This window comes from Phocaeicola sp. GP0067, from assembly GCF_031119655.1.
Classification (GTDB): domain Bacteria; phylum Bacteroidota; class Bacteroidia; order Bacteroidales; family Bacteroidaceae; genus Phocaeicola; species Phocaeicola vulgatus.
In genome coordinates, this window is the sequence record NZ_JAVHZY010000028.1 from 14,373 (window position 1) to 27,065 (window position 12,693).

Sequence of the window (12,693 nt, forward strand, 5' to 3'; positions counted from 1 at the left end):
TGTTTTATTATAAAAGAGATAAAAAACAGGTCAAAATATGATAAAACAAGATTTCTATATAGCCAACCTCATAGCAAGGTATCTGTCGGAAGAAATAACCCCGGAAGAAACAATAAAACTAACTGCTTGGAGAGAAGAATCTACAGCGCACGAGATTTTATTCAAGAAAATTTGTGATGAAGAAAACCAAAAGCAACATTTCCGGAAAAATACGGCATTCAATCCTTCATCCGGATGGAAAGAAGTGGAAAAGCGAATCAAAAGAAATAATAACAGAAGCAGATATATCAAAATAGTAAGTTATGCCGCAATCATTCTGTTACCTGTCCTTTTTGTAAGTATTTCCATGAAATTCACCTCGCCCGTTTCTCTTTCGGACAAACAGTTCATCGCACAATCCATTCTACCTGGGGAATCCCAAGCTATTCTGACATTGGAGGACGGCCAGACAATCCATATAAATAAAGAAACAGAGAGTCTGCTTGAGAAAATAGACGGAGCCCGAGTCCACATGGACTCTACAATGCTGAATTACCAAGTAACATCAAAAACAGCCCCAAAAAACAAGCCTGTATATAATAAAGTGGAAACTCCACGAGGTGGAGAATATGCTCTATTGTTAAGTGATGGAACAAAAGTGCATCTGAACGCAATGACCAGTCTCCGCTTTCCTGTGACATTTGATAACGGTCCACGCAAAGTGGAACTGGAAGGCGAGGCCTATTTTGAAGTCTGCAAAACAGGGCAACCATTTATAGTATGCACTCAAGGCATGCAAGTAGAAGTGTTGGGAACCACATTCAACATCTCTGCTTATCCACAGGAAGAGTATCAGACAACTTTGGTAAACGGTTCTGTCAAAGTAAATACAGAAACTGGAGAAAGCTGTATTTTAAAGCCTTCCCAGCAAGCTACCATCAGCCTCGGAAACAGCAGCATACAGATACGCATGGTAGATGCCGGATTTTATACTTCATGGATAAAAGGAAAAATTCATTTCAAAGACCAGCGATTGGAAGATATCATGAAAATACTATCACGCTGGTATGACATGGAAGTAATTTTTGCCAATGAGAAAATAAAAGACCTACGCTTTGGATGCAATGTAGATCGGTATTCGGAAATCACTCCATTTGTACGTTTGTTGGAAGAGACTCAAAAAGTACACGTAAAAGTCAATAACAAAACAATCACATTCTATAACTAATAAAAATGATGTATTATGGACAAAAAACACAACTACACCAATCACGGTAAAAGTAGTAAACGTTTGTGGATTACGTTCCTATTTTTCTGTATCATTACCACAGGTTTTATGCAGGCTGCCAACAAAGTGTTTGCACAAGCCACTGTCACAGCCTCATTCAAGAATGCCACGTTGAGTGAAATTCTTTGGGAAATCCAAAGACAAACCGACTTTACTTTTGTATACAGCACCAATGATGTAAAACAAATAAAAGTCCAAAACCTAAATGTAAATAACGAAAAAATAGCCAATGTGCTTGATAAATGTCTTATGAATAGCGGTTTGACCTATTCAGTTCACAACGGCGTTATTGCTATCAAGCAAATTGAAGAAAAAGAGTCTGCTGTTCCTCAACAGAAAACAACATTAACCGGTACAGTACTGGATGAGACGGGAGAACCTATTATTGGAGCGAATATCTTAGTCAAAGGTACTACGAATGGAACTACTACAGATTTGGACGGGCACTTCTCATTAGATGTAGACCGTATACCTGCCACTTTGATTATCTCCTATATAGGTTATGGCAAGCAGGAAATAAAAGCCACTGCCGGAAAGATACTGAAAGTAGTCATGGCTCCTGATAATAATGTTATGGAAGAAGTGGTTGTTACCGGTTATGGTACTTTCAAGAAGTCGGCATACGCAGGGTCTGCTTCTACTATGAAGGCTGATAAAATGAAAGATATTCCGGCTGTTTCATTCAAAGATTTACTACAAGGTAATGCACCCGGGGTACAATTCAGTTCATCGTCAGGTCAACCAGGAGCTTCTTCCTCTTTGAATATTCGCGGTATGGGATCTTTTAATGCCAGTAATTCTCCATTATACGTAATTGACGGAATTCCTATGCGTTCAGGTTCTATCAATACGATGAGTTCAGATGCAGGTCTTGACATTATGTCAACTATCAATAGCTCTGATATTGAAAACATAACAATCATTAAAGATGCCGCTGCCGCCTCTCTCTACGGTTCACGTGCTGCCAATGGTGTAGTACTTATTACTACTAAAAAAGGTAAAAGTGGAAAGCCACAAATTTCATTCAAAGCAGATTGGGGTAGTTCTGATTTCGCAATGGATTATCGTCCTGTTATGGGGGGAGAAGAACGCCGCGAATATATTTATAACGGTCTAGTAGCCGGTGCGTTAAGAGACGGAAATAGTCACGACGAAGCCATAGCATATGCTAATGAAAATATTGACGATTATGCTCCTGTTCCTTGGTGTGGATATGTCGATTGGGATGATATCATGTTCAAAAAAGGAAATCACCAGACTTATGAAGCCTCCATTTCTGGTGGAACAGACAAATTCAAATATTATTCATCTATCTCTTACCTAAAACAAGAAGGTATTGCTATCAACTCCGGTTTAGAACGTATCAGCGGACGTTTAAATGTAGATTATCAAGCAACTGATAAATTAAAATTAGGGGCAAATATGTTATTTGCTACCGTTAATCAAGATGTATATGGTGAAGGTACCTCCTACACTTCTCCTTTCTATTCATCACGTAACGCTGTTGTCCCCTCAGACACACCATACAATGAAGATGGAAGCTGGAACCGCGATTTTATCCGCAACGGTGATCGTAATCCACTATTATCTGCAACTTACGACTATCAACGTGAATATGTTAATCGTGCTTTCAACACTATTTATGGCGAATATGAATTTATTAAAAACTTAAAATTCAAATCAACATTCAGCTATGACTACACCAACACTAAAGGCAAGGATTGGAGTGATCCCCGCACTTCCAATGGTGAGGATGTAAATGGCGGCATGAGCAAAAAATTCTACGAATACAAGAAAATGGTATGGGCAAACCAACTGAGTTATAAGTTTAATATAGCCAACGATCACCATTTTGACGCATTGGTAGGTTATGAAATTGATGACCAATATCGTGACTATCTGTCAGGGTATGCAACTAATTTCGCTACAGCAGACAAAGATGAAATAAGCAATGGTATGAAAACCGAATCCGTTGGTGGCAGCTCTACCAGAACCCGCATGGTATCTTATCTGACACGTGTAAACTATGACTATAAAAATAAATATTATCTAGGTGGTAGTTTCCGTACTGACGGTAGTTCCCGTTTGCATAAAGACAGCCGTTGGGGTAGTTTCTGGTCAGTATCTGCCGCATGGCGTATGATTGAAGAGGAATTCATGAATCCGGCCAAAGGTTGGCTGACCGATTTGAAAATACGCGCATCTTATGGTGTCAATGGCACACTTCCATCTGACTATTTCGGATATATGGGTTTGAGTAGTTTAACCAATGGTTATTTGGAACAACCGGGTATTATCCAATCACAAATCAAAAATACAGATTTAAAATGGGAAACCAATTACAACCTTAACTTAGGTCTGGATTTCAGTTTGTTCAATCGTATAAACGCAACTTTGGAATACTACACTCGTACTACTAAAAATTTGTTGATGGATCGTCCTATCTCTATGACAACAGGTTTCGGCAGCTATCTTATGAATATTGGTGAAGTAAAAAATAAGGGAGTGGAATTGGAAATCAGTTCGACCAATATAAAGACTAAAGATTTCTCTTGGAATACCACTTTCAACATCTCGCACAACAAAAATGAAATTGTGACATTGGATGGCATGCAAACAGAAATTATCAGTGGTACCCAAATACGGAAAGTAGGAAAATCATACCGTACATTTTATATGATAGAGTTCGCAGGGATCAATCCCGAAACAGGCGCTCCCCAATTCTATACCAATGATTTGGACGAAAACGGCAACTATATAAAAGAGATTACAGAAAAATATAGTGAAGCCAATGCTATTGTATTAGATAAGCATGCAGAGCCTAATGTTATCGGAGGTTTATCAAATACATTACGCTATAAATGGTTCGACTTAAACTTCATGTTCTCTTACCAATTTGGCGGTTATTCTTATGACAATTGGGCACAAAAAACAGAGCATGGTGGTAACGACCTAGAAGCAAATATACCAACCTATTATCGCGATAGTTGGAAACAACCTGGTGATATCACAAAATATGAACTATTTATTGAAAGTCCTGATGTAGCGATGAACAAATCCACTACTACTCGCAGGTTACACAGTTCTGACTTCATCCGCCTGAAAACATTAACTTTTGGAATAACTCTGCCCCAAGTATGGACACAAAAAATAGGAGTTAACAATGTACGTGTATATGCTTCCGCAAACAACCTTTGGACATGGGCTGCTTATGATTATTATGATCCTGAAGCTGTCAGTGGTGGTAGTGCCATCTGGGGGACTCCTCCTTTGAAGACTGTAACCTTTGGTCTAAGCGTTAATTTCTAACCCATTAAAAACTTGAATTATGAAAGTATTTAAATATTTATTTATCAGTTCCATTATGTTTGCCGTCACTTCGTGCGGAAATGACTGGCTAGATCTAGCCCCCTCCACACAAGTGGATACAGAAACCAGTATCAATGTTTTGTCAGATATTGAATTCACATTGAACGGAATCTACAGCACAATGCAAAGTTCAGATGCATACTCCGGCCGTCTGGTATATTATGGAGATGTAACTGGAGATGACATGCAGGCTGTAAGTTCAACGAAACGAACCGGTAATTATTACCGTTTCAATTTTACTAAAGACAATGGTCCCAGCAGTCATTGGTCATATCTGTACTCTATTATCCAGAACTGTAATCTGATTCTAATGAATGTTGATAAACTATCTATAGATGAAGATGAAACCGAATATAAAAATGATTTGAAAGGCCAGGCATTAGCCATCCGTGGTATGGCACTATTCGACCTGACACGTATTTTTGGTTATCCCTACCTAAAAGATAACGGAGCTTCATTAGGCGTGCCCATTGTGAAAGAGTTATCAACTATAGACAGTAAACCCGCACGAAATACAGTAGCCGAATGTTATACGGAAATTATTTCCGACCTCAAAAACAGTACAGAGCTGCTGAGCGGTGATTTTAATAAAGGAAAAGTAAACAGATGGGCTGCTATGACATTGTTGAGCCGAGTATATTTATATAAAGGAGAATACAATGAAGCATTGACCATGGCTGAAAATGCAATAAAGGGTGCAGAAAAAGAAGGCTACGCTCTTTGGACAAACGAAGAATATCCAACCGCATGGGGCAATGACGCATCAGCATCCAATCCTGGTGAAATATTATTCGAAATTGTCAATCTGACTACAGACAGTCCGGGCAAAGAAAGCATGGGATATCTGAACTCATACAACGGTTATGACGATATGTGTATTACTTGCTCTTTTTATCAATTATTAAAGAAAGATCCCAAAGACGTCCGGTTGAAAATCTTGAGTTTTGACAAAAAGTACTACGCATACGTCAATAAATACCAACCTCAGCAAGGAGAAAACATAACCGATGCCAATATTCCGCTTATACGCCTTTCAGAAGCCTATCTGAATGCTGCTGAAGCGGCCGTACAGACAGGAGATAATGCCAAAGCAGTGAAATATTTGAATTCCATAGTACAACGAGCTAATCCGGAAAATTCAGTGGAAGGAAAAACATTAACATTAGAAAATGTATTAGACGAACGTCGTAAAGAATTGGTAGCAGAAGGACATCGTATGTACGATGTTATCAGAAATGGAATGACTGTCAAACGAATCGATGTGAAAGACAGTGATATAAACAAAACCAAACATAATACTGCTTACATGGAATATGACTGGAATTTCCATAAAATTCTACTTCCTATTCCCAAAAAAGAAATGGACGCAAATCCTAATATGAAACAGAATCCAGGATATGTCGATTAAATAATTCAAATACCAAATCGATGACAAGCAAGACTAATTTTATCAACTACTTTCTTCTTGCATTTACCCTCGCATTCATCAGTTCCGGCCTTAGTGCCGGAACTCTTGATTTCAAAGACAAGAAGAAAGACAAAGAGAAAAAAGAAGAATTAACAGCCGACGGTCCATACGTATTGTATCAGCCTGACGGCCAAATCAGAGTAATCAATGTAGATAAGAAAGGGAATATCATTGATACCACTTATACCACATTACCTCAAAACTTTACCCTGCATGTGACAGACCACAAAGGCAGGTTTCCATTTGATGTAAAACTACACCCGGTAAAACGTCCCGGATGGAATTATCCCCAGGCAGACAAAGTTTTTGTCATGTCCGACCCTCATGGAAGGCTGGACTGTGTAATCAGCCTGTTACAAGGCAATCATATCATTGATAAAGACTACAAATGGAGCTTCGGGAAAAACCATCTGATGATTATCGGTGATATTTTTGACAGAGGAAAAGATGTACCGCAAATCTTCTGGCTATTTTACAAACTGGAAGAGGAAGCAGCCAAAGCCGGAGGACACGTATCGTTCATGCTGGGAAATCATGAACCGATGGTACTGGCCAATGACCTCCGATACACCAAAGAAAAATATAAAATATTAGCAGAAAAACTAAAGATGAAGTACCCCCGGCTATTCGGTCCCGATACCGAACTGGGCAGATGGTTGGGAACCCGTAACACCATGCAAATGATAGGTAACGACCTATATGTACATGCCGGACTGGGCAAAGACTTCTATGACAAGAACTTGAGCATTCCCACTGTCAATGAAGAAATGAGTAAAGGGCTATTTATGACGAAAAAAGAACGCAAAGCGCTTTCTCCACTCACAGCCTTCCTGTATGGAAACAGCGGTCCCATCTGGTATCGCGGACTGGTACGCACCGATGGCAAATACAATCCGCTGGCAAAAGACTCCCTAGAAATGATTATGGACCGTTATAAGGCAAAACATATTATTGTGGGACATACCATTTTCAAAGATATTTCCACTTTCTATAACGGCAAGGTTATCGGAGTAAATGTGGACAATAAAGAAAACCGGGAAAAAAAGCGCGGACGTGCCATGCTGATTAAAAATAATCAGTATTTTGTCGTCGGTGACAAAGGTATACAAAGACAATTAGAATAAAGACAATACACCAAATCCTACCGGTGGTTTTCCAAACTCTCCTGACAACTTTCCTATTTGTCAAGAGAGTTTTTCTTTTCCTTTTTTGCTACTTTCCCCCTTTTATTTTATACCTTTGTTCCTCATAATAACTAACCTTATAAAACGAAATGAAATCTATCCGAGAACTATACCGCATCGGCACCGGTCCGTCCAGCAGTCATACTATGGGACCGCGCAAGGCTGCTGAAATCTTCTTAGGAAAACATCCCGAAGCCAAAGCTTTTCAAGTTACTCTTTATGGAAGCCTCGCCGCTACCGGTAAAGGACACATGACCGATGTAGCCATTTTAGATACATTGCAACCGCATGCGCCTACAGAAATTATCTGGAAAGCCCATGTCTTCTATCCGTTTCATCCCAATGGAATGACTTTCAAATCTTTGAATGAAAAAGGAAAGGTGACAGATGAATGGACTGTTTTCAGTGTAGGCGGAGGTGCTCTAGCCGAAGAAGGGCACGACAAAGGCTCAACTCCGGAAATCTATGATATGAACCGTATGAGTGAAATCCTCTACTGGTGTGAACGTACCGGACGCAATTACTGGGAATACGTCCAGCAATGTGAAGACGAAGACATTTGGGACTATCTGGCAGAAGTATGGAAAACCATGAGAGAAGCCATTGAGCGTGGTTTGGATCAAGAAGGCGTATTACCCGGGCCACTCAATCTGCGCAGAAAAGCCTCCACTTACTATATTAAGGCAAAAGGTTATAAGGACAATCTGCGTTCCCGCGGGTTAGTATTCTCATACGCTCTGGCAGTCAGTGAAGAAAACGCCTCAGGTGGCAAAATCGTCACAGCCCCTACTTGCGGATCATGCGGAGTGGTTCCGGCTGTACTTTATCACTTGCAAAAAAGCCGTGACTTCAGCGATATGCGGATTTTAAGAGCACTGGCTACTGCCGGATTGATAGGAAATATAGTAAAACACAACGCCTCCATTTCCGGAGCCGAAGCCGGTTGCCAGGCAGAAGTAGGAGTGGCCTGTTCAATGGCATCCGCCGCTGCCAGCCAATTATTCGGAGGTAGCCCGGCCCAGATAGAGTATGCAGCCGAAATGGGCTTGGAGCATCACTTGGGAATGACTTGCGATCCGGTATGCGGATTGGTACAAATCCCTTGTATCGAAAGAAATGCCTATGCAGCGGCCCGAGCTCTTGATGCCAATATCTATTCTGCCTTTACAGACGGTAATCACCGTGTATCCTTTGACAAAGTGGTGGAAGTAATGAAACAGACCGGTCATGACCTTCCTTCCTTATATAAGGAAACCAGCGAAGGCGGTCTGGCAAAGGATTACGAGCCGATGGATTAATAACAGGGCAAAGACCGAGAACTGTATTTATAATACATAAGAGGGTGAATCAAAATTCGTTGCAACTATCTTTTTCAACGCTGATAATAAAAAGATAGTTCAATTTATTTCTGATACACCCTCTTATGGCATCATTACTATAAGGAGAGATAGTTCCCCTATTACAGAAAAAATCTTTTTTAATCGCTCAACTTCAAGAATCCTCCAAACTGATCGAAGTCTACTTCCAATCCATTTTCCAATGTCAGTTCATATCCCTTGCGGTTACGTTCTATCTTCACCGTTTTATGCCCGTTATAATTAGCTTTCATATACTTGGAAATAGCCTGAGGGATAAAAGTAGAAGGAACCGACTTGTTCTTGCAATCTATCTCAAGCCACTCTCCCTTTGAATTGAACTCCAATTCAATGCCATCGGCCAATTTCACATCATAGGAAGTGGTCTGAAACAAGTCCTTTTCAATCTTGATATACGCAACTTTAGTCTGAGAGAAATGTTTGCCGATCATTTCACGTGCGGCAACAGGAAGCTTATTCACATCGCGGGTCACAACATCGCCTGCCATGGCGAACTGAAGAGAGCATACCAGCATAGCCATTAAAAATAAAATCTTTCTCATAATCTAATTTATTCTTTAGTTAGTTAATGCCATACCAACAACTAACCGCCTAAAAAGATTATGACGCGAAAAATTATTCCTGTATTTTAGATTTAATTAAGGCTGTCTCCCAACATGGGAGGAAGCTCCTCCATATCCTCATTTTTAGATATGCTCATTTTTCCTTCAGGAGTAATAGTGATGGAGAAAGGAATATACAAATCTGTCTGAGGATAACTCACACTGGCAGCCAATATGATATTTTTTCCCTCACGGGTCTTCTCTTCATCAAATACCACGCCCTCCAATATAAAATGACGGAGATGATCAGCACTTACGAATCCAGAGAAACTTTGCTTGGTAAAAGTTTTGGCAAAGACCCGGCTCCCATTTTCACGGGAAATTCTAACGATAATACGATTGTCGGCAAAAATTCCCAAGTCACTTTTGACTGAAGGCAGAGAATCACTGGGAGCACGCTCTATAAACAAATTATATTTTTTTCCGCCACTGACAATATGCTGGTCAATACGTGAAACCTGCATACGCTGCAAACCTGTCACATGATCCACACTGTCTATTTGGAACATCAATTGTTCTGCATCAACGGAAGCCTCTTTCTTACCTCCGCAAGCGGTCATTACAACCAGCAAAACGACAAATAAAAAATATATCTGTTTCATCTAAATCTCGATTTCTAGGTGACAAAGTAACAAAAAGTAACGGACACTCACAAGAAAACCTCCATAAAAAGCGAAAACCGGGCAATATCACATTGGCCGGCCTTCAGAGAAAACTAAAAACTAAACTAAATTATTTATTAAGTTAGACTAAACCCAAAAGAAAAGGTTTAATCTCACTTAGAAAAAAATATTCTTTCTTTGAAAGGCATTCCTGCTACAACGCCTTCCAAAAATCCATAAAATTCTTATAAAGCCCATAGCAGACCAACTGATCTTCCTCCTCCAACTCATAATTTTCCTCAAAATGATTCTCCACCTGATGCTCCAATATCGAAATACCCAAACCGTTCAGCACTTTCTCCCCTTTTATCAATGCAATGATTTTTATATTGAATTCCGTTTCTAATGACAGATCACTCACCTTATAGCCTACAAAACAAGAAGGAAGTTTGAACTTCATCACATAATGTTCCTCGTCAATCTGAAAAGACTCCACATTGACGTGTAAATCCAACAACTGAACCAAGCTCCGTGCCGCTTCTTTCTCCGGTGTCAGAATACTATCTAAATTAAAAGCCTCAAGCACGGTCTTATGCACATCATCTACCGCACGGGCATAGATATGTTTCACTCCTTTCTTTTTCAGCAGTGCCACCACACGCACAGAAGCACCAAAATTCTCGCCGATAGCAACAATAACCACATCCACATCTTTCAGTGGCAGCACACTGAGCGATTGTTCGTCCGTAGCATCAATAATAAAAGAAGTCGCGATTTTGTCCTTCAACACATCCACACGATGCTCGTTTGTATCCACTCCTATCACCTCATGTCCCAATACGGAAAGCTCTTCGGCCAACACTCCGCCGTAATTTCCTAAACCAATAATAATGTATTTCATAACTAGTTGATTATGATGTTATCACTCGGATATTTATATTTTGTTATTTTTTTCTGTTTAATAAGGCTGGATATCAAAGTAAGCACCCCTACTCGTCCGATAAACATCAGAACAATGACAATCAGTTTGCTGTCACTTCCCAAAGTAGGTGTCAGATCCAGGCTTGAACCTACCGTACTGAGTGCCGAAGTACACTCAAAAACCAACGCCATCACTGAAGCCTGCGGCTCTAGAATGCTTAAACCGAAGATACCCGCGAAAACAATCAGCAGATAAAGAATCAATGTGGCATTAGAACGCCGGATGGAATCATGAGATAACTCCCTGTTGAAAATATTGACTTTATCGGCACCTATAAGAATAGCACGCAAGTTCAACATGACTACAGCAAACACATTCACCTTCACACCACCGGCCGTAGACTGCGTACCGCCGCCAATCATCATCAGCACCACCATCAGCAGCAACGTCTGCACACTGAAAGTAGTCATGCCCACACTTGAAAATCCTGCCGTACGGGGACAAGTTGCGTTAAAAAAGCCCTGCACCCATTTCTCTGTAGCCGTCATTCCCGCAAAAGCATGATTCCATTCGAAAACAACAATGGCCACAGTACCCGTCACTAGCAAGATAGCCGTCATAATCAATACGATACGGGTATTCAGGTTATATAAATGTATTTTACGGATTGTCCTCTTATTCTTTTTGACATAACGGTGATACAAGCGCTTGCTTTCATAAGAAACCGTTTCATACAGATTTACCAGAATCGGGAAACCTATACCTCCCAAAATAACCAGGAAAGAGATAGTGATATATAGCAAGTTATGATTATGAAGTACCAGTTCGTTACCTAAGTTTCCATACAAAGTAGAGAATCCGGCATTGCAAAAGGCAGAGATGGAATGGAAAGCAGAAAAAGCCAGTTCTTCCTCAATATCCATGCCCATAGTGCCATGTATACTTAAAAAAATAACCCCCATCCCAGCAGCCTCTATCACCAAGGTAAACCCTAATATATATAATAAGGTGGAAAGCAGCGAACTGAGTGACTGCGAGCTTACCATATCACGGACCACCAACTGATTGTAGAGCGAAGTATTCCCCATAAAAAACATGGCAAAGAAACTGGTCAGGGTCATGACTCCCAAACCGCCGATTTGTATCAGCATGATAATGATGAACAACCCCTCGGACGTGAATGTAGAAGAGACATCGACCGAAACCAACCCCGTGACACAAATGGCACTGGTAGCGGTAAACAGAGCATCGATAAAGGAAATGCCATGATAAGTGGCACGCGGAAGCATCAGTAACGCTGCCCCTATCAGAATAAATATGAGAAAACTGGATGCAAAGATCAAAGACGGGTTGGTGCGCCTGCCCAGCAGCCGGACTATCCCATTAGACAATTGCAGCAGCGAAAGCAAAGTGAGCAGCACCACATGATATAAACGACTGTGGAAAAAAGACCAGAAATCATGAATTCCCCCTTGCACCTCCGGTTCATGGAAAATAACTGGAATCAAAGTCAGATAAAGCATCAGACTCAGTATCCATGCCAGTCCCCGGTACTTCCGCTTGGTATCCGAGTAATTTAATAAAAGATGCAGGGAAATATCAACCAGAAAAACAATCCAGACAAAATGATACAGCGTGTTTATCATCTCCATTTCTTCAAAAGAAATAAGAAATCCATGCTCATAAACCAATGTAAGGATGAACAAGGCCGACATCATATAAGTTATCCCGTCCATCCATTTCAGCAATCGCTCTATGTACGGTTTTACTAACTTCTTACGATAGATAAATAGTTTGTGTAAAGGTTCCATGTCGATATCATCTTGCATTAACAGAAAACAAACTTAATCAAAATATTCACATCTCTGCCTATAATAACAAATAACTTCGCATTTTTACTCTG

The 12,693-nt window shown here is 40.3% G+C and carries 9 protein-coding genes; 5 read left to right on the forward strand and 4 right to left on the reverse strand.

Features of this window, described 5'->3' with window-relative positions:
* Nucleotides 1-37 precede the first annotated feature (37 nt).
* The 5 genes from RE317_RS17320 (at nt 38) to RE317_RS17340 (ending at nt 8,586) form a co-directional block, all read left to right on the forward strand.
* Complete coding sequence (locus RE317_RS17320) at nt 38-1,207, forward strand: FecR family protein (protein WP_117695290.1); 1,170 nt, start codon at nt 38-40, stop codon at nt 1,205-1,207.
* A gap of 15 nt (nt 1,208-1,222) precedes the next feature.
* Complete coding sequence (locus tag RE317_RS17325) at nt 1,223-4,576, forward strand: TonB-dependent receptor (protein WP_117695288.1); 3,354 nt, start codon at nt 1,223-1,225, stop codon at nt 4,574-4,576.
* A gap of 19 nt (nt 4,577-4,595) precedes the next feature.
* On the forward strand, nt 4,596-6,044 hold the full coding sequence (locus RE317_RS17330; RefSeq protein ID WP_005841786.1) for a RagB/SusD family nutrient uptake outer membrane protein: 1,449 nt from the start codon (nt 4,596-4,598) through the stop codon (nt 6,042-6,044).
* Between the two features lie 20 nt (nt 6,045-6,064).
* Entirely contained in the window at nt 6,065-7,228 is a 1,164-nt protein-coding gene (locus RE317_RS17335; protein ID WP_008670976.1) for a metallophosphoesterase, read from the forward strand.
* Between the two features lie 149 nt (nt 7,229-7,377).
* On the forward strand, nt 7,378-8,586 hold the full coding sequence (locus tag RE317_RS17340; protein ID WP_005841782.1) for an L-serine ammonia-lyase: 1,209 nt from the start codon (nt 7,378-7,380) through the stop codon (nt 8,584-8,586).
* A gap of 179 nt (nt 8,587-8,765) precedes the next feature.
* Here the strand turns inward: RE317_RS17340 and RE317_RS17345 are convergent, their stop codons facing one another.
* From RE317_RS17345 to RE317_RS17360, 4 genes are all read right to left on the reverse strand, one after another.
* On the reverse strand, nt 8,766-9,206 hold the full coding sequence (locus RE317_RS17345; RefSeq protein WP_005848318.1) for a PepSY-like domain-containing protein: 441 nt from the start codon (nt 9,204-9,206) through the stop codon (nt 8,766-8,768).
* Between the two features lie 92 nt (nt 9,207-9,298).
* A complete protein-coding gene (locus tag RE317_RS17350; protein ID WP_005841778.1) occupies nt 9,299-9,868 on the reverse strand; it encodes a DUF4738 domain-containing protein in 570 nt (189 codons plus the stop codon).
* 214 nt (nt 9,869-10,082) lie between these two features.
* Complete coding sequence (locus RE317_RS17355) at nt 10,083-10,769, reverse strand: TrkA family potassium uptake protein (RefSeq protein WP_005841775.1); 687 nt, start codon at nt 10,767-10,769, stop codon at nt 10,083-10,085.
* Nucleotides 10,770-10,771: 2 nt separating this feature from the next.
* Complete coding sequence (locus tag RE317_RS17360) at nt 10,772-12,601, reverse strand: TrkH family potassium uptake protein (RefSeq protein ID WP_008781969.1); 1,830 nt, start codon at nt 12,599-12,601, stop codon at nt 10,772-10,774.
* Nucleotides 12,602-12,693: the final 92 nt, after the last annotated feature.

What these genes read in the sequence shown, in the direction of transcription:
- RE317_RS17320 (WP_117695290.1), top strand. Translation starts at nt 38, where the DNA reads ATGATAAAACAAGATTTCTATATAGCCAACCTCATAGCAAGGTATCTG.
- RE317_RS17325 (WP_117695288.1), top strand. Translation starts at nt 1,223, where the DNA reads ATGGACAAAAAACACAACTACACCAATCACGGTAAAAGTAGTAAACGT.
- RE317_RS17330 (WP_005841786.1), top strand. Translation starts at nt 4,596, where the DNA reads ATGAAAGTATTTAAATATTTATTTATCAGTTCCATTATGTTTGCCGTC.
- RE317_RS17335 (WP_008670976.1), top strand. Translation starts at nt 6,065, where the DNA reads ATGACAAGCAAGACTAATTTTATCAACTACTTTCTTCTTGCATTTACC.
- RE317_RS17340 (WP_005841782.1), top strand. Translation starts at nt 7,378, where the DNA reads ATGAAATCTATCCGAGAACTATACCGCATCGGCACCGGTCCGTCCAGC.
- RE317_RS17345 (WP_005848318.1), bottom strand. Translation starts at nt 9,206, where the DNA reads ATGAGAAAGATTTTATTTTTAATGGCTATGCTGGTATGCTCTCTTCAG.
- RE317_RS17350 (WP_005841778.1), bottom strand. Translation starts at nt 9,868, where the DNA reads ATGAAACAGATATATTTTTTATTTGTCGTTTTGCTGGTTGTAATGACC.
- RE317_RS17355 (WP_005841775.1), bottom strand. Translation starts at nt 10,769, where the DNA reads ATGAAATACATTATTATTGGTTTAGGAAATTACGGCGGAGTGTTGGCC.
- RE317_RS17360 (WP_008781969.1), bottom strand. Translation starts at nt 12,601, where the DNA reads ATGGAACCTTTACACAAACTATTTATCTATCGTAAGAAGTTAGTAAAA.